The sequence below is a fragment of the Telluria sp. LT2P80 genome, assembly GCF_059685955.1.
Map to the genome: position 1 here is coordinate 166369 of NZ_JCASIO010000006.1, position 17446 is coordinate 183814.

Sequence of the window (17446 nt, forward strand, 5' to 3'; positions counted from 1 at the left end):
AACGCCGATGCCATTGACCTTTGACGACGCCACGCTGAACGAAGCAAAACGCTTCAATGCGCGGCTTGCGCGCGCGCCGCGCTTCGGATCGCGCCACCGCTTCATGCCGCCGCTTGTGCAGGGCTTGCTGCGCTTGTCCCAGGTCGGCGCTGACCGCAAGCTGCGCCGCGCTGGCCTGCAGGTCGAGACGCGCATGGTGGGGCTGGAGGGAGTGCAGGTGCAGGTCCGGATCATCCGCCCGCGCGGGCCGGTGGCCGGCATCGTGCTCGACATCCACGGCGGCGGCTGGGTGGTCGGCAATGCGTCCATGAACGATGCGTTCAATGCGGCCTTCGCCAGCTGCTGTGGCCTGGCAGTGGTGTCGGTCGATTACCGGCTGGCGCCGCGCGCCTCCGTGCACGAGCAGATGGAAGAATGTCTGGCTGCGGCGCGCTGGCTGTTGCAGGACGGCTTGCCAGACCATGCCGACCATGCCGGCTTGCCGGTGATCGTGGTCGGCGAATCGGCGGGCGCGCAGTTGGCTGCGGCCACGCTGCAAGGGCTGCGGGCCTGGCCGGCGCTGTTGGCGCGCATCGCCGGGGCCGTCCTGTACTACGGCGTCTACGATATGGCCGGCACCGACAGCGTGCGCAGGGCAGGGCCCGAAACGCTGGTGCTCGACGGGCCGCGCATGCTGGCCGGACTGCGCAGGCTCACGCCCGACCTGGACGACGTCGCGCGCCGCCAGCCGCCGCTGTCACCGCTGTTCGGCGAACTGGCCGGCATGCCGCCGGCGCTGATGATCGTTGGGAGCGGCGATCCGCTGCTCGACGACACGCTGCGCATGGCGCAGCGCTGGCAGCAGGTGGCCGACGTCGAACTGAACGTGGCGCCCGAAGCGCCACATGGTTTCATTCATTTTCCGACCGCGATGGCCAGGGTGACGCTGGCGCATGCGCAGGCGTGGGTGCGGCAACGCATCGCGCCGGTCAGCGCATCTGCGTCACATGCGCTTCGCGCAGCGGGTGCCAGCCCAGGCGCGCCGCGATGATGCGCCGGTACGCGGTGTCGATATGGGCCGGCGTGCGGCGGATGTAATCCTCGGCGGCGTCGCGCTGCGCGCCGCTGCAGCTGTCCAGCCATGCCACGGCTTCGTCGACGGTCGGCACGCGGCCGCTCACGCCATTGAATTTCGGCGGGATCGCGGTCCAGATGGCGGCGTCAATGCCCTTGGCGCGCAGCCAGGCGGCCACGCGCGGATTGTCTTCTGCGCCATCCTGCGTCGGCACGCTGCCGACCCACTCGGGGAACGCAGCCCTGATCTTTTCGCGCGCGAACAGCATGGCGCGGGCGGTATCCAGGTCATCGGTGGCGACGTAGGCCCAGTAGGTGGGCATGAGGCGCGCGCTGTCGCACAGCACGAGTGCCAGTTCGGGACTGTCGTCGCTCTGGCGGGCAAATTCGATGGGCATGGCGGGGCCACCCGGATGCCATCCGGAGGCGAGCTTCAGGCCCTGGGGTTTCCAGAGCAGCGAGCCCCAGGCGATACAAGCGATATTCATGGACTGGACTGGTAAGAGAAAAAGGAAAAGCCCAGTCTAGCCGGTCGGCCGAAAGAGGCGAGCACGGCTCTGCCGACCGCCTTATTCTTCCGGTGTTTGCTTCGGCGCCTTGCCGTCTTTGGCAGCGAACAGGCGGTCCTTGGCCGAGAGCAGCTTCTGGACTTTGGAACCCATCTTCATCAATTGCGCCATCGACTCGGGCGACAGGCGCTGCAGGTCGTCGAACCAGTTGTTGGCCAGGTCGACCAGCTCGTGCATCTCGCGCATGCGCTCCTGCGCGAACTTGTCTTCGGGGTGATTGGCGTTGGCCATCAGCGACTCGCGCAGTACCGACAGCGTCGGGGCGACTTCGCGCCGGCGCCGCTCGGCAGCGACCACGCGGAAGATTTCCCACACGTCGCCCAGCGACGTGAAGTATTCGCGGCGGTCGCCCGGAATGCGCGACAGGCGCACCAGGCCCCACGACTGCAGTTCTTTCAGGCCGATGCTCACGTTCGAGCGCGAAATACCGAGTTTTTCGCCGATGTCGTCGGCATGCAGCTGTTCTTCAGAAACGAAGAGCAGGGCATAGATTTGCCCCACCGTGCGGTTGATGCCCCAGCGGCTGCCCATCTCGCCGAAGTGACTGACAAACGTTTGGACAAGTGGCGTCATGGTTGCGAACTTTTCGATGCTTGTGAAAGGTGAATTATCCCACGTCACCCGGACACGTACCACGCATGCACGTGTTTGCCGCCATTGTTGTTAATACGTTCGTAATTCCCGACTAACCTGGTCACCCATTACAGACAAACCAGAAGTTTCAGCGCATAATCCATTCACCTTCCGAAATTTCTGAAGTTCTAGAAAATACAAAAAGTTTATTCCGGGGCCCGTCCTACGCTGATGGCCATGGCCCCCGTACGTCTGCCGCTTTGTTGCAACAACGTTTGGAGAACCACCATGCACCGCAGCCAACCCCGCCGCCCGGCACTGCTTACAGGCCTTGGCCCTGCGCGTGGCGCCACGCTGGCGATGAGCGGCGCGGCGCTGCTGTGGATTCCGCAGGCGGCGCTGCTGGCGCATGCAGTGGGGCGCCTGGCCCAGGGCGCTGGTCTGGCCGACATGCTGCTGCCGGCGCTGGCATTCCTGGCCCTTGGCGTCTTGCGCGCCAGCAGCGAAGCGTGGGGTGCACGCCGCTTGTTCGCCGTGTCGCGCAGCCAGCTTGCCGCCTTGCGTCAGGCAGCCGTGCAAGCCCTTGCCGCGCGCTCGCCACTGGACCGTGCGCGCCTGCCATCCGGCCAGGCCGCCAGCATCGTCGCTGAGCAGGCCGAAGCGGTGCTGCCATGGCTGCTGCGCTACGGGCCGGCGCGCATGCGAGTCCTGCTGGTGCCACCCGTCATTGCGCTCGTGGTTTGTCACTTTTCGTGGCTTGCCGCGTTGATCCTGGTGCTGGCCGCGCCCTTGATTCCACTGTTCATGGCCGTTATCGGCTGGCGCGCCAAGGCTGCCAGCGAAGCGCAACTGCAACTGGTCGGCGGCATGAGCGGCTTTTTGCTCGACCGGCTGCGCGGCCTGTCGACGCTGCGCGCGCTGGGCGCTGTCGACGCTACCGCCCGGCGGGTACGGGCTTCCAGCGAAGCAGTCCGCGCCAGCACGATGCGCGTACTGCGCATCGCCTTCCTGTCGTCGACCGCGCTCGAACTGTTTTCGGCGCTGGGCGTGGCGCTGGTGGCGGTGTACGTGGGTTTCCACCTGCTCGGCGAAATCGGGCCGGGCAGCTGGGGCAGCCGGTTGACGCTGGCCGAAGGCCTGTTCGTGCTGCTGCTGGCGCCGGCGTTTTTCGAACCGCTGCGCGAACTGGCTGCGGTGTGGCACGACAAGGCCGCTGGCGAAGCAGCGCTCGAGGCACTGGACAAGCTGCAGGCGGCCGGCTTGCCGTTGCCGGGCGCGCTGCAAGGGCCGGACGAGGCGCTGCGCATTGGCCGCGCGCCATCGGTCGATATCGAGTGCCTGCGCTTTGCGCACCCGGCCGAAACGCCGTTGTTCGACAACCAGGATGTATATGTGCGCGTTGGCGAGCACGTGGCGCTCGTCGGCCCGAGCGGCAGTGGCAAGACCACGCTGCTGTCGATCATCGCGGGCCTCGTCCCATTTGACAGCGGCACCGTGCGCATCGGCGGTGTGCCGCTGGACGCCGGGTCGGCTGCCGGCCTGCGCGCGCGCATGGCCTGGATCGGCCAGAAGCCGCATGTGTTTGCCGGTTCGGTGCGCGCCAACGTGGCGCTAGAGCGCGATGGCGTGACGGTCGATGCCGTCAGCCGTGCCGTGGGACGCGCGGGCCTTGGCCAGATCGAGCACGCGACGCCGGGTGAGAGCCTGGGCGAGGGCGGCCTTGGCCTGTCGGGCGGCGAACTGGTGCGCCTTGCGCTGGCCCGCGCGATATGCGCGCCGCACGCCGGCCTGCTGCTGGTTGACGAACCCACTGCCCACCTCGACCGCGATACAGCCGCCGGCGTTATCGACGCGCTGCTGCAACTGGCGCAGGGCCGCACCATGATCGTCGCCACCCACGATCTGGCACTGGCCGCGCGCCTGGGCCGCGTCGTGCGCCTTGGCGAACCACTGATCCAACGGAGCGCAGCATGAAACGTGGCAAAGAAACAAAGCGTGGCAAAGAAACACAGCGCGACAAAGAAACAAAACGCAACAACGACCTGCAGCCGGTGCTGTCCCTGTTCATCCGCACTGGCGGGCGGCGCCTGGCCCTGGGTGCGCTTCTGTCGACGCTGGTGGTGCTGGCCGGGATGGCGCTGCTGGGCACCTCGGGCTGGTTCATCACCTCGGCGGCCCTGGCCGGCCTGGCCGGCAGCGCCGTCATGTTCAATGTGTTCGTGCCGAGCGCGGCGATTCGCCTGCTGGCCCTGGGCCGCACCTTCGGCCGCTATGCCGAGCGCACGGTGACGCACGACGCCACGTTTGGCGTACTGGCCGCGCTGCGCGAGCGGCTGTTTCGTGGCTGGGCCACGCCGGATGCCGCACGGGCGCTGCTGCGCTGGCCGTCGCGCCTGCTGTTTCGCCTGACGGGCGACATCGATGCCCTCGAATCGGTCTATCTGCGCCTGATCGTGCCAGCTGGCGCGGCCTGCGGCGCAGCGCTGCTGGCCGGCCTGGTGCTGGCGAACCTCGACTGGCGCCTCGGCCTGGCGATGTTCGGCTGGCTGCTGGTGGTCGGCTGGGGCGTGACCCTGCTCGTGGCGCGCCTGGCGCGGCCGCTGGCGCTGCGCCGCGTCCGGGCGCTGGAACGGTTGCGCGCCCAGGCGATCGACCTGGTCGCTGGCCAGACCGACCTGGCGCTGGCCGGCCGCCTGCCGGCGCAGTGCGCGCAATTGGCGCGCCTCGACATGACCCTGGCGCGCCATGACGCTGCGCTGCACCGGCTGGACACCGGCGCAGGCTGGCTGTACGCGGTCGGTGGCCACGTCACCGTCGCCGCCGTCCTGCTGGCAGTGGGCGCGCTGGCGCAGCAAGTGGCATCGCATCCGGTGCAGCAGCAGGTGCAACACATACAGACGCAGGTGCAGCAGCTGGGCGCACCTGCCGCGGCGCTGGCGCTGTTGATCGCGCTGGCGGCGCTGGAACCGTTTGCCGCACTGCGGCGCGGCGCGATCGAGGCTGGCCGCAGCTGGCTCGCCATGCGCCGCGTGGCCCCGCGTCTGCGCCAGCAGGCCGACACAGCGGTGCCAACGCCTGCCGCCGCCGGCACGGCGTTGATGCTGCACGCCACCACCGTGTTCCATCCCGGCCGCACCGGCGCGGCCCTGCATGCGGTCGATCTGCACATCGCCGTTGGCGAGCGGGTTGCCGTGGTGGGCAGCAGCGGTGTCGGCAAGTCGACGCTGCTGGCGCTGGCGGCCGGTGAGCTGGCCGCCCAGGCGGGCCAGGTATGGGCGCGGCCTGCGACCTGGCTGACCCAGCGCACCGAGCTGTTTTGCGACAGCTTGCGCGACAACCTGCGCCTGGCCGATCCCGGCGCCACCGACGCGCAATTGTGGGCCGCACTGCATGCCGCCGGCCTGGAGCAGGACGTGCGCGGCTTCGCACAGAGCCTCGACACCCTGCTGGGCGAGGGCGGTCTTGGCCTGTCGGGCGGCCAGTCGCGCCGCCTGGCGCTGGCGCGCTTGCTGTTGCGCCAGGCTGATTTCTGGCTGCTGGACGAGCCGACCGAGGCGCTGGATGGCGCCACTGCAGCCGATGTGCTGGCACGCCTGGCGCGGCACGCGAGCGGCCGCACGCTGCTGGTGGCAACGCATCTGCGGCGCGAAGCCGCGCTGGCCGACCGGCTGCTCGTGATGAAAGACGGGCGCATCGACGCCGACCTGCGGCGTGGCACCCCTGCATTCGATGCGGCGCTGAGCGCGCTGCGTCAACACTAAAAATAACCAACCACTGACGTATTCAAGAAGAAAGGATTCACCATGGATCTCGACGTTGTCGGGCTCTCCCGACTGCAGTTTGCCTTGACGGCGCTGTACCACTTTCTGTTTGTGCCCCTGACGCTGGGGTTGTCGATGCTCATCGCCATCATGGAAACCGTGTATGTGATGACCGGGCGCTCCATCTGGCGCCAGATGACCAAATTCTGGGGCGTGCTGTTCGGAATCAACTTTGCGATCGGTGTCTCGACGGGCCTCGTGATGGAATTCCAGTTCGGCATGAACTGGAGCTACTACAGCCACTACGTGGGCGACGTGTTCGGCGCGCCGCTGGCGATTGAGGGCCTGATGGCGTTCTTTCTCGAGGCGACCTTCGTGGGCCTGTTCTTCTTCGGCTGGGATCGCCTGTCGAAGGTGCAGCACCTGGCCGTGACCTGGCTGATGGCCCTTGGCACCAACTTTTCGGCGCTGTGGATCCTGATTGCCAATGGCTGGATGCAGAACCCGATCGGCGCCACGCTCAACCCGCAGACAATGCGCATGGAAGTGACGGACTTTGGCGCGGTGCTGGCCAATCCGGTGGCCCAGGCCAAGTTCGTGCACACCGTGTCGGCCGGCTATGTGATCGCGGCGCTGTTCGTGCTGGGCATTGCGGCCTGGTACCTGCTCAAGGGCCGCCATGTCGAATTGGCCAAGCGGTCGATGACGGTGGCTGCGTCGTTCGGCCTGGCGGCCTCGCTGTCGGTCGTGGTGCTGGGTGACGAAAGCGGCTACCTGGCGACCGAGCACCAGCACATGAAGCTCGCTGCCATCGAAGGCATGTGGGAGACGCAGCCGGCGCCGGCCGCCTTTACCGCCTTTGGCTTTCCCGACCAGAACGCGCGCGAGACACACTACGCGATCCACATTCCGTGGGCGATGGGCCTGATCGGCACGCGCTCGCTGTCGAACCAGATCCCCGGCATCAGTGACCTGGTCAAGCTGGCCGAGGTGCGGGTGCGCCAGGGCATCGTGGCCTACGGCGCACTCGAAGAGATTCGTGCGCTCGGCGGCCGCGCCCCGGTGCCGGCGGCCCTGCAGGCGCGCTTTGAAGAGCACAGCGCAGTGCTGGGTTACGCGCTGCTGCTCAAGCGCTATGTGGAAGATCCGCGCCAGGCCAGCGAAGCGCAGATCCGGCAAGCGGCCCTGGATACCGTGCCGCAGGTCGCGCCGCTGTTCTGGTCGTTCCGCATCATGGTGGGCCTGGGCATGTTCTTCATCGTGCTCACGGCGGTGTTTTTCTGGCTGTCGGCGCGCCGTCGCCTGGACGCGTATCCGTGGCTGCTGAAGGTGGCCGTGTGGTCGATCCCACTGCCATGGATCGCCGCCGAAGCCGGCTGGGTCGTCGCCGAACTGGGGCGCCAGCCATGGGCCATCGAGGGCGTGCTGCCGACTGCCGTCGCAGTGTCGAACCTTGGCATCCAGACCGTGCTGACGACCCTGATCGGTTTTGTCGTGCTGTATACGATCCTGCTCGTCGTGGAAATGAAACTGATGTTCAAGGCCATTCGCAAGGGGCCGGAAGACGAACTTGCCCACGCGCCGGGCACCCACAGCCCACTGATCGGCACCACGCCGGCAATGCGCACTGCGCCCATGATCACTGCGGAGTAACACACCATGATTCTTCATACGCTTCTCGACTACGACACGCTGCGCATCATCTGGTGGCTGCTGCTGGGCATCCTGCTGGTGGGCTTTGCCGTCACCGACGGGTTTGACCTGGGCACCGGTACCTTGCTGCCATTTGTCGCCAACACCGACCTGGAACGCCGGGTCGTCATCAACGCCGTCGGCCCCGTGTGGGAAGGCAATCAGGTCTGGCTCGTACTGGGCGGTGGCGCAATCTTCGCGGCCTGGCCGCAGCTGTATGCGGTCTCGTTCTCGGGCTTTTACCTGGCGATGGCGGCCGTGCTGCTGGCGCTGATCCTGCGGCCGGTCGCCTTTAAATACCGCAGCAAGCGTGACAGCATCGCCTGGCGCGCGACCTGGGACTGGGCCCTGTTCGTCGGCGGCTTCGTGCCGGCGCTGATCTTCGGCGTCGCGATGGGCAACGTGCTGCAGGGCGTGCCGTTCCGCCTCGCGCCCGATCAGCAGATCTTCTACGAGGGCGGCTTCTTTGCCCTGCTCAATCCGTTTGCCGTGCTGTGCGGCCTGGTGTCGGTGGCCATGCTCGTCATGCACGGTGCGGCCTGGCTGGTGCTCAAGACCGACGGGCTGGTGGCCACCCGTGCGCGTGCCTGGGGCATCCGCGCCGCGATTGCCACCGTGGTGCTGTACGCCGTGGCCGGCGTGCTGCTGTGGGGCTTTGTCGATGGCTATCGCATTACGAGCGCGGTGGTGACGACCGGCCCGTCCAATCCGCTGTTCAAGACTGTCGAGGCGGGCGTGGCGGGCAGCTGGTTTGCCAATTACGCTGCGCATCCATGGACGCAGCTGGCGCCAGCAGCCGGCATCGTCGGTGCGCTGCTGACCCTGATGGCGCTGGTGCGACGACGTGAAGGTGTGGCCATGCTCACGTCGAGCCTGTCGATCGCCGGCATCGTGCTCAGTGTGGGCGCATCGATGTTCCCGTTCATCTTGCCATCGTCGATCCAGCCACAGGCCAGCCTGACGGTGTGGGATGCGTCGTCGAGCCACCTGACGCTGTTCATCATGCTCGTTGCGACCTGCATCTTCCTGCCCCTGATCCTGGCCTACACGAGCTGGGTCTACAAGGTCTTGTGGGGCAAGGTGGTGCCAGACGACATCAGCGGCGGCAAGAGCCACGCGTATTAACTGAACGAATGACCGCACGAACAACGTAACAAACAACGCAACCAGAAAGGACTTCATCATGTGGTATTTCGCCTGGCTACTCGGCCTGCCGCTCGCGGCTGCCTTTGCCGTCCTCAATGCAATGTGGTACGAGCTGATGGACGACGCGCAGCGCCAGCAAGCGTGACAACGGGCGTGCCGGCGTCGCTGATTTGCGCTGGCACGCCCCCATGTCATCACCCTGTCAAAGTCATTCGACAGTATTCGAACGGTGGCCCGGCGGTGTAAGCGTCCGGGACCGTTGAATCGAACCTTGAATGACCGCATGCAAACCAATCTCGCCATCGTTGCACTCTCCGCGCTTGCCCAGGAATCCCGTTTCGCCGCGTTTCGGCTGCTGGTGCAGGCCGGCCCCCAGGGCCAGTCCGCAAGCAATATTGCAGCAACCCTCGATATGCCGGCATCGTCCCTGTCATTCCATTTGAAGGAACTGACGCACGCGGGGCTGGTCGCGCCGCGCCAGCAGGGCCGCTTCATCTTTTATCGCGCGCGCGTGGAGACCTTGCAGGGCTTGATGGAGTTCCTGTCCGCTACCTGCGGCAACGCAGGTGCACAGTCGATGCAGGAGCGTCTGGCGACGGTATGATCGTCGATGCCGGAATTGCCGGTGCCGCCATCGACGAGGATCACCATGACGTCAACCACCACGCCGCAACGGGTGCAACTGAGCCGCAGGAAAGGTTGGCGCATGCCGCCCAACACGATCTCCGTGGCGCGGCCTGGCAAGTGGGGCAATCCATTTTCAGTGCTGCCCGAGCTGGCGCCCGGCACGCCGGCCGGGCGCTATATCGCGATGCCGACGGTCGAAGAAGCGGTGGCGGCGTATCGCCTGTGGCTGCAGATCGATCCGGCTGGGCAGCAGGTGGCGCAACAGGCACATGCGACACTGCGCGGCCATGACCTGGCATGCTGGTGCCGGCCGGGCACGCCGTGTCATGCGCAGGTACTGATCGATCTCGTCAATGCTTGATGGTTATTTGGCGGCGGTGACGTTGCCGATGCCCGAAACCGACTTGCTCACCGATGTCGGTTTGCCGTAATACCTCAGGTTGCCCAGGCCCTGGACGCTGGCATTGAGCTTGTTGGTGGCATGCACGCTCACGTCGCCGATGCCGCGGAAGGTCACATCGGCATCCTGCGCGATCAGGGCTTTGGCGTCGACTTCGCCCACGCCCTCGGCATTCAGGCGCAACTGGCCGACCTTGCCGTTCATTTGCAGGCTGCCGGCGCCTCTGTAGTTCACGTCGAAGCGTTCGGTGCGCACATTATTCAGGATCATCAGGCCGGCGCCTTCGCCGCGGAAGCTGGTGAGTTCGGGCATGGTGACCACCACCCGTTCGGCATCGTCGATATTGACGTTCTTGCTGTTCCTGTCCGCGAACGACAGGCGCAATTCGCCATTCACGACGTCGGTCTTCACACGGTCGATGAATTTCTGGTTGCCCTCGACCCGCACCGAGTACGCCTTGCCCACCTCCACCACCAGGCTCACCGGGCCCTGTGAATCGATGGTCTTGAACGGCGTCACGCTGCGCACCTGTTCGGCGGCCTGGATCGAGAGGGATGCGAGCGACAGAAAGGCGACGATGACGGCACGTTTCATGATGTTCTCCAGTGAGTTGATGGAGCCCATTCTAGGCACGACATCCACCCCTGGCCCCGAACTTGCGATGGATTGCAAGAAACGGGGGCTGAACTGCACAGACGCCGTATTCAGTGTTTCGTGGCGAGAAACTGGCCTTTGCCGACCCCGACCAGACTGGTGCTCCAGCCCGGCGCGCAGCGCAGCGCCTGCATGAACGGCGCCAACTCCTGTGCGTGCGAGGTGGCGTTGTCCACCACGATCAGCCCGCCCGGGCGCAGCACGCGTTCGATCTGCGGCAGCCAGGCCAGGTAGGCGGTGCGCTCCGAATCCAGAAAGACGAGGTCGAACGCCGCATCGGCGCCGCCGGCCAGCACGTCGCCTGCGTTGCCTTCGACCTGATGCACCCGGTCCTGCAGTCCGACGCGCACGAAATTGGCACGCGCCATCGCGACCTTGGTAGGCGAGAGTTCGACCGTCGTGACGAGACCATCGTGCGCTGCGGCCGCATCGGCCAGCCACAGCGTCGAGTACCCGTTGGATGTGCCGATCTCGAGAATGCGGCGTGCACCCATCGCGCGCACCAGCACGGCCAGGAACTCGCCGGTATCGTGGGTGATGTTGAGCAGGCGGCTGGCACGGTCATCGTGGGCCGCATCGTGACTGGCGCCGAAGGTTTCCAGTTCTTTCAGCAGGGCTTTAAGTGAAGTGGTCAACGGTTGTCTCCATTTTGTCCGGGAATCGAGGCGCACGATTGCGACGTTGCTAATATTGCCGAAGCGATAAGCCTATAATCTTTTCGTCTCTTTAGAAGTCCACATCATGCACATCTCGACCATCACACTACCTGAAATGAAGCTCGCCGGGCTACCCGCAGTTGTGCCAGCTTCAGCACCGGAAACGGAATTGCCCGAGGTCTGGAAAGCATTCCTCGCCCGTGAAGCTGAACTGGGCGAGCACAACGGTGTCCGCTATGGCGTGACGCTGCGGCGGGACGATGGTGAGCAGGTCGAATGCGTGGCCGTCGAGGTCGCTGACCTCGACCAACTCCCGCCCGGCATGATCGGTATCCAGGTGCCGGCACGCCGCTACGCGCTGATGACGCACCGCGGCCCGATGGTGCATGCGCAAGCCTCGCGTGTGACCGGCACGGCGGCGATGGAGCAACTGGGCATGGAAGCCGATGAAGAGGGGATTCGCCTCGAACGGTACGACCGCCGCTACACGCCGACCGTCGACGATGGCGCGCGGCCGGACAATGCCTACGACATCCTCGTGCCGCTGTACGGTTGAACTGAAATAAAGGACACGGCCCGCGTCGGGGCCGTGTCGTGGGGTGCATCTCTGTAAATTGGTGCCGGTATATTTCCCGACCGCCGGCGCCGGTAGGGCAGCTTGCGCTGCCGCGTTCCCTTCCCAAGGAGCACTTGCATTGTGCTGCTTAAATGTGACAACCGTTTGACGATCCGGACGAATTCGTTTTCTCTTGCTTGTTTCCCTTTGTAAAGTACACGGATAATGCCTGCTTTGCGGTCGCCTTGACCGCCAGCGACAGGAGCAATACGTGCACGAGCAAGATTCCGGACCGGACGCGTCCACCCAGCCAGGCAATCCCGCGCGCAGGCGCATCTTCCAGGCCGCCGCGGCCGCTGGCGTGGTGGCCGGCGCCGGCACGCTGCCCGGTGTCGCAAGCGCAGCGCCCACCGCGGCGAAGGCGCCAGCCAGGAGTTCGCTCGACGCCAAACTGCGCGCCCACGTCAAGAACGTGGTCGTGATCTATCTGGAAAACCGCAGCTTCAACAACCTGTTTGCCGATTTTCCCGGGCTGGCCGAGCCTCTCGCAAGTGTACCTGCGGCGCGCCTGCAGCAGCGCGACCGCGATGGTTCGGTCCTGCCCACCCTGCCCAAAATCTGGGGCGGCATGGTGCCGGGCCGACAGAATATCGGCGGCAAGGAATACCTGATCGACGAGAAGCAATTGACCAGACTGCCGAACGCGCCGTTCAAGCTGACCGACGGCGATGGCAAGCCGCTGCCGGAGTCCATCGTCACGCGCGACCTGGTGCATCAGTTCTATCACAACCAGATGCAGATCAATGGCGGGCGCAACGACGGCTTTGCCGCGTGGTCCGATGCTGGTGGCATGGTGATGGGCTATTACGGCGAAACATCAAAGAACCTCGGCTTGTGGCAGATCGCGCGCGAATTCACGCTGTGCGACAACTTCTTCATGGCCGCTTTTGGCGGCTCGTACCTGAATCACCAGTTCCTGATCAGCGGGCGGGTGCCGGAATACTTTCATGCTGCGCAGACGGCGGCCAAGTCGAAGATTGCGGTGCTGGCCGATGGCCCGCAGGGCGTGCGCCTGGCGCTGCAACCCGATTCACCGGCCTCGGCGCTGGGTGGTCCGCCCAAGGTCGTGCGCAACGGCGCGATGACGCCCGACGGTTACGCCGTCAACACGATGGCGCCGCCATACCAGCCGAGCTGGGTCCGCCCGGCCGTCGATGGCAACCCGCTGCACGCCGACCCGCAAGATGCCAGCGTGTTGCCGCCGCAAACCTACGACACGATCGGCGACCTGTTGTCCCGACGCGGTGTGAGCTGGGCCTGGTATGGCGGCGGCCAGCAAGCGGCGCTCGATGGCCGCGGCGCCGGCCAGAAGCCCAACTTCCAGTACCACCACCAGCCATTCAATTACTTCAGGCAGTTCGCCCCGGGAACGAAGGCGCGCGCCGACCACTTGCGTGACGGCGGCCTGGGCGACAGCCCGATCTCGAACCGCTTCATTGCCGACGTCATTGCCGGCAAGCTGCCGGCGGTCGCGTTCTACAAGCCGCAAGGCAACCTGAACCTGCACGCCGGGTACTCGGACATCGAATCGGGCGACGCCCATGTCGCCAACGTCATCGAGCACCTGAAAAAATCACCGCAGTGGAAAGACATGGTGGTCGTGATTACCTTCGACGAGAACGGCGGCTGGTGGGACCATGTGGCCCCGCCGAAGGGTGACCGCTGGGGCCCGGGCTCGCGCATCCCGGCGATCGTGGTGTCGCCGCACGCCAAGCGGGGCGCGGTCGACCACAACTTCTATGACACGACCTCGGTACTGCGCTTCATCACGCGCCTGCACGGTTTGCCGCTGCTGGAAGGCCTGGCCTTGCGTAACGCCGCGTTCGAAGGGCGCGGGGCCCGTCCGCCGGGCGATCTGACGGCAACATTGCAATTCCGATGATACGAAGCCAGCCATCAGGCTGGCTTTTTTGATTGAAAGTTTCCTATTGGCTATCGAGCGCTGGTAACAATGACGCAGGTATACAGTCCGCTTACTCGATGTTGTTTCGTTGATAACCGTCGTAACGACGGGTTCGACAAGCAGTCTTGAATCGACCAAACATACACAATGTCAAGAACCAGGAGATACACCATGCAGAAAACTCAACTCATCAAGCGCCTGTTGGCCGTGTCAGTCGCAGCAGCCATGTTCGGTTCGGTTGGCGCGCAGGCGCAAACCGCCTCCACCCAGATGGGCGCCAGCGCGACCGCCACCACCGCCAGTGGCACGGCCAAGCTGACCGCTGCCGATCGCAAGGCCATCATGGACATGGCGATGTCGAACATGGCTGAGGTCGAAATGGGCAAAATGGCGCAAAGCAAGAGCCAGAATGCCGATGTGAAAGCGTTCGGACAGAAAATGGTCGACGACCATGGCAAGGCGCTGACCGAAGTGCAGACTCTGGCACAATCGAAGGGCGTGACCCTGCCGACTGAACTCGACGCCAAGCACAAGGCGCTGGCCGCCAAGCTGGAAAAGGCAAACGGCGACGCGTTCGACAAGGCCTACACGAAGCAGGGCGGCGTGGCAGCGCACAAGGACACGCTGGCCAAGCTGCAAAAAGCCTCGAAAGCGGCCAAGGATGCTGACGTCAAGGGGCAGGTCGACAAGACCATCCCGGTCGTGCAAGAGCACCTGAAGCACGCCGAGCAAGTTGCTAGCGGCAAAATGGGCAGCACCGGCAGCTCGGGCGCCGCAGGCCATACCGGCGCCAGCCACTAAGATTTGGCATTGACCGGGCCGGCGCCAGAGGTCGTCCGTACCCTTGGCGCCGGCTCGGTTTTCCATTTCCCTTCAATCCGTTCGATCACGATTTCGATGCCGACGATGGCGTTCAGCATCGCGTCGATGTAATCGGCCGGTGCGTCGCTCACCGCCCATGGCGCAGCTTGCGTGCATTCCATGCGGTCGGTCAGGCGCGTCACCTGTGCCAGCAGCCAGACCGGCTTGTCGATCGTGCGCAGCCGTCCGTGCACGTGCACCACGTTGTAGATCCACGTGGGCACCACGCGGCCCCCCGTTTCCTCTTTTTCCACGCGGTCCGGCGTGGCATACCCCGATGGTCCGCGAAACACGACCAGCACCTGCTGCCCGTCGCGCTGCCAGACGGGATTGCGGCGCGCGACATGCGTGCGCAGCACCCCCTCGCTGGCGTACACATCAAATGGCAGATGATCGGCGTCCGGCAGGCCGTCGCTGTGCGTCACCAGCATGCCCAACGGGTGGGCGGCAATCAGGTCGTGCAGGCTGGTGCTGTCAGGCTGGGCAAAACGGGCAGGGCAATACATGCAATGTGTCTCCAGAGTAGACCCGTATCCTCGGCTACAAATTGGCTTTCCAAAATAGCCAATTACAGTAAAGATGGGCGTACCAATACGATTTTGCCCACCATGCATGCCCACGACCTGATTGCCGCTACGCCGCTTGAACGCAGCGGTGAGATCCCCCTGTTTCGCCAGCTGTACGCACGGCTCAAAGACGCCATCCTGCAGGGCACGCTGGCCCCCGGCGCACGCCTGCCGGCCACACGCACGCTGTGCGTCGCGCTGGGGATATCGCGCCAGACCGTGCTGGCTGCCTACGATCAGCTCACTGCCGAAGGTTATCTGCGTGGCGGCGTGGGTCAGGGCACGTTTGTCGACGAAGCCTTGCCGCTTGCGCGCAGGCCGCCACGGACCGATGGCCTGCTACGGGCATTGCCGGCACGCGGCGCGGCCATGGCCACCGCCATGGGCCGGGCGCCGTTGCGCGATGGTCCGCCGCGCGCTTTTCGCCCCAGCATGCCGGGCCTGGACCTGTTTCCGTTCGACCTGTGGCGCAAGCTCGAAGCGCGCCAGTTACGGCGCGCGTATCGTTCCGGTCCCTATCTCGGCTATGGCGCCGCCAACGGCTACGCCCCGCTGCGCGAACTGCTGTGCGCTTACCTGCGCGCTTCGCGCGGCGTCGTGTGCGAACCGGCGCAGATCGTGATCACGTCCGGTTCGCAGCAGGCCTTGTATCTGCTGTCGCAACTGCTGCTCGCGCCCGGCGACGGTGTCTGGCTCGAGTCGCCCGGCTACCAGGGAGCCAGCGCGCCGATGCAGGTGGCCGGAGCGCGCCTGTGCACCGTGCCGGTGAGCGACGAAGGGATGGATGTGGCGTACGGCGCGCTGCATTATCCCGACGCGCGCATGGTGTTCACCACCCCGTCGCACCAGCTGCCGCTGGGCGTGACGATGAGCCTCGCGCGCCGGCTCGAACTGCTGCGCTGGGCGACCGCCAACCGCGCCTGGGTGATCGAGGATGATTACGACAGCGAGTACCGCTACACCGGCCCGCCGCTGGCGTCGCTGCAAAGCCTCGACCGCGCCGGTTGCGTGATCTACGTGGGCACGTTCTCGAAGGTGCTGTTTCCGGCGCTGCGGCTCGGCTACGTCGTCGCGCCGCCGGCGCTGGCCGAACCGCTCGCGCGCGCAAAAGCACTGATCGACCGGCAGGGCGCGATCCTGCCGCAGGCGGTACTGGCCGACTTCATCGGGGAAGGGTACTTCATGCGCCACATCCGGCGCACGCGCGACGCGTATGCCGAACGACGCTCAGCGCTGATGGCGGCGCTGAGCGACCGTCTGGACGAACGCTTGCGCTGTGGCCTGGCCGATGCGGGGCTGGACTTGTGCACGCACTTCCTGCCTGACGAGCGTGGCCGCATTCCGCTGGAAGCCCGTGTGGCGCAGGCGGCGCTTGATGCCGGCATCGAACTGCGCCCGCTCGGGTATTTTGCGAATCCCGCGGCCACGCCGGCCTGCGCGGTGGCGCCGGGGCTGTTGCTGGGCTTTTCGGCAGTGCCGCCGGCGGATATCCGGCGCGGCGTGACGGCGTTGGCGAAGGTGATCGAAGCACAGTGGCCGGCAAGCGCGCGCCGCGGCAAGGTATGATGCCGTCAACGCTACCGAGACCCACATCATGACCGATCCCGAACGTCTTTCTCCCGACAACATCAGCGCATTGCAGGCCCGCTTCCAGGACCATTCGCGCAAGGCCCAGACCCATTACGCGGTCATGCACGAGGTGCGCCAGGTGCTCGGCAGCATCGACGCTGCCGACGCCTGGATGACCACGCCCCAGCCGGAGCTTGGCGACAGCACGCCTGCGCAGCTGGTCGCTGCCGGCCGCATCGATGATGTGCTGGCCCGCCTGCGCACGATGCCGCTACGCGGCGCCAGGTAATGGCGAACGCATTTTCCAGCCGGGCAGTGGCGTTATGCCCGGTCACGAAAGATAACTTCGAGACGGTGGCGGAGCTCGAGCTGCATCCGCATCAGCGTGCGTTCCTGGCCTCCAATTCTTATTCGATCGCGCAGGCCAGCTTTCATTCGAACTACCACACGCGTGCCATCTGCATCGATCGTGACGTCATTGGTTTCATGATGTTCGTGGCATTGGATGGCGACGATGAACACGGCGAATACGGTATCTGGCGTTTCATGATCGATCAGCGTCATCAGGGCCAGGGACATGGTCGCGCTGCGCTGACCCTATTGCTGGATGAGATCCGGCGCGATGCGGCAGCCACCAGGGTCTGGATCAGCTATATCCCCGGCAACGCAGTGGCATCGCGTTTTTACGCCAGCTTTGGCTTCGTCGAAACGGACATCGACGACGAGGGCGAGATGGTCGCGCTGCTCGATCTGACGATCAAGCACCACACAGCGGTCGTTACGCAAGCCTGATCTATACT

19 protein-coding genes are annotated in these 17446 nt (G+C 65.4%); 14 read left to right on the forward strand and 5 right to left on the reverse strand.

Annotated features, from left to right (window positions below; translation table 11 throughout):
- The first annotated feature begins 7 nt into the window (after positions 1 to 7).
- On the forward strand, positions 8 to 1030 hold the full coding sequence (locus AC56LW_RS16620) for an alpha/beta hydrolase (RefSeq protein WP_499636142.1): 1023 nt from the start codon (positions 8 to 10) through the stop codon (positions 1028 to 1030).
- On the opposite strand, the gene AC56LW_RS16625 is transcribed toward AC56LW_RS16620, so the two are convergent.
- Together AC56LW_RS16625 and AC56LW_RS16630 are read right to left on the reverse strand one after the other, a co-directional pair.
- The gene (locus AC56LW_RS16625; protein ID WP_499636145.1) at positions 969 to 1541 is read right to left on the reverse strand and encodes a hypothetical protein; all 573 of its coding nucleotides are present in this window, start codon (positions 1539 to 1541) and stop codon (positions 969 to 971) included. The genes AC56LW_RS16620 and AC56LW_RS16625 overlap by 62 nt on opposite strands.
- A gap of 81 nt (positions 1542 to 1622) precedes the next feature.
- A complete protein-coding gene (locus AC56LW_RS16630) occupies positions 1623 to 2195 on the reverse strand; it encodes a GbsR/MarR family transcriptional regulator (RefSeq protein WP_499500596.1) in 573 nt (190 codons plus the stop codon).
- 288 nt (positions 2196 to 2483) lie between these two features.
- Here AC56LW_RS16630 and cydD point away from each other — a divergent pair, with 288 nt between their 5' ends.
- From cydD to AC56LW_RS16665, 7 genes are all read left to right on the forward strand, one after another.
- A complete protein-coding gene (gene cydD, locus AC56LW_RS16635; RefSeq protein WP_499636148.1) occupies positions 2484 to 4169 on the forward strand; it encodes a thiol reductant ABC exporter subunit CydD in 1686 nt (561 codons plus the stop codon).
- The gene (locus AC56LW_RS16640; RefSeq protein WP_499636150.1) at positions 4166 to 5956 is read left to right on the forward strand and encodes an amino acid ABC transporter ATP-binding/permease protein; all 1791 of its coding nucleotides are present in this window, start codon (positions 4166 to 4168) and stop codon (positions 5954 to 5956) included. Before cydD ends, AC56LW_RS16640 begins: the two co-directional genes overlap by 4 nt.
- Before the next feature lie 42 nt (positions 5957 to 5998).
- Positions 5999 to 7609 (forward strand): cytochrome ubiquinol oxidase subunit I, encoded by a 1611-nt coding sequence (locus tag AC56LW_RS16645; RefSeq protein WP_499636153.1) that lies wholly within the window; start codon positions 5999 to 6001, stop codon positions 7607 to 7609.
- Positions 7610 to 7615: 6 nt separating this feature from the next.
- Positions 7616 to 8773, forward strand: coding sequence for a cytochrome d ubiquinol oxidase subunit II (cydB, locus tag AC56LW_RS16650; protein WP_499636154.1), 1158 nt, complete (start codon positions 7616 to 7618; stop codon positions 8771 to 8773).
- A gap of 58 nt (positions 8774 to 8831) precedes the next feature.
- Positions 8832 to 8939 (forward strand): cytochrome bd-I oxidase subunit CydX, encoded by a 108-nt coding sequence (gene cydX / locus AC56LW_RS16655; protein WP_183554018.1) that lies wholly within the window; start codon positions 8832 to 8834, stop codon positions 8937 to 8939.
- Positions 8940 to 9077: 138 nt separating this feature from the next.
- Positions 9078 to 9398 (forward strand): ArsR/SmtB family transcription factor, encoded by a 321-nt coding sequence (locus tag AC56LW_RS16660; protein WP_258837273.1) that lies wholly within the window; start codon positions 9078 to 9080, stop codon positions 9396 to 9398.
- A 45-nt stretch (positions 9399 to 9443) separates the two neighbouring features.
- A complete protein-coding gene (locus AC56LW_RS16665) occupies positions 9444 to 9782 on the forward strand; it encodes a DUF4326 domain-containing protein (protein ID WP_332530574.1) in 339 nt (112 codons plus the stop codon).
- Positions 9783 to 9785: 3 nt separating this feature from the next.
- Here the strand turns inward: AC56LW_RS16665 and AC56LW_RS16670 are convergent, their stop codons facing one another.
- Complete coding sequence (locus tag AC56LW_RS16670; protein WP_499636156.1) at positions 9786 to 10415, reverse strand: head GIN domain-containing protein; 630 nt, start codon at positions 10413 to 10415, stop codon at positions 9786 to 9788.
- 110 nt (positions 10416 to 10525) lie between these two features.
- Positions 10526 to 11110, reverse strand: coding sequence for an O-methyltransferase (locus AC56LW_RS16675; protein WP_332530572.1), 585 nt, complete (start codon positions 11108 to 11110; stop codon positions 10526 to 10528).
- 106 nt (positions 11111 to 11216) lie between these two features.
- On the opposite strand from AC56LW_RS16675, the gene AC56LW_RS16680 reads away from it, so the two are divergent.
- From AC56LW_RS16680 to AC56LW_RS16690, 3 genes are all read left to right on the forward strand, one after another.
- The gene (locus tag AC56LW_RS16680) at positions 11217 to 11687 is read left to right on the forward strand and encodes a GyrI-like domain-containing protein (RefSeq protein ID WP_332530571.1); all 471 of its coding nucleotides are present in this window, start codon (positions 11217 to 11219) and stop codon (positions 11685 to 11687) included.
- Positions 11688 to 11958: 271 nt separating this feature from the next.
- The gene (locus tag AC56LW_RS16685) at positions 11959 to 13629 is read left to right on the forward strand and encodes an acid phosphatase (protein ID WP_499636159.1); all 1671 of its coding nucleotides are present in this window, start codon (positions 11959 to 11961) and stop codon (positions 13627 to 13629) included.
- A gap of 192 nt (positions 13630 to 13821) precedes the next feature.
- Positions 13822 to 14451: a DUF4142 domain-containing protein gene (locus AC56LW_RS16690; RefSeq protein WP_499636161.1), complete on the forward strand. Its 630-nt coding sequence runs from the start codon at positions 13822 to 13824 to the stop codon at positions 14449 to 14451.
- Here the strand turns inward: AC56LW_RS16690 and AC56LW_RS16695 are convergent.
- A complete protein-coding gene (locus tag AC56LW_RS16695) occupies positions 14448 to 15017 on the reverse strand; it encodes an FMN-binding negative transcriptional regulator (protein ID WP_499636164.1) in 570 nt (189 codons plus the stop codon). The genes AC56LW_RS16690 and AC56LW_RS16695 overlap by 4 nt on opposite strands.
- Positions 15018 to 15119: 102 nt before the next feature.
- Between AC56LW_RS16695 and pdxR the strand changes: the two genes are divergently transcribed.
- Genes pdxR through AC56LW_RS16710 form a run of 3 tightly spaced genes read left to right on the forward strand, consistent with a single transcriptional unit; the run spans position 15120 to position 17438 of the window.
- Positions 15120 to 16643: a MocR-like pyridoxine biosynthesis transcription factor PdxR gene (gene pdxR / locus AC56LW_RS16700; RefSeq protein ID WP_499636167.1), complete on the forward strand. Its 1524-nt coding sequence runs from the start codon at positions 15120 to 15122 to the stop codon at positions 16641 to 16643.
- 28 nt (positions 16644 to 16671) lie between these two features.
- Positions 16672 to 16935: an antitoxin Xre/MbcA/ParS toxin-binding domain-containing protein gene (locus AC56LW_RS16705; protein ID WP_499636169.1), complete on the forward strand. Its 264-nt coding sequence runs from the start codon at positions 16672 to 16674 to the stop codon at positions 16933 to 16935.
- Complete coding sequence (locus tag AC56LW_RS16710; protein ID WP_499636172.1) at positions 16935 to 17438, forward strand: GNAT family N-acetyltransferase; 504 nt, start codon at positions 16935 to 16937, stop codon at positions 17436 to 17438. Before AC56LW_RS16705 ends, AC56LW_RS16710 begins: the two co-directional genes overlap by 1 nt.
- Positions 17439 to 17446 lie beyond the last annotated feature (8 nt).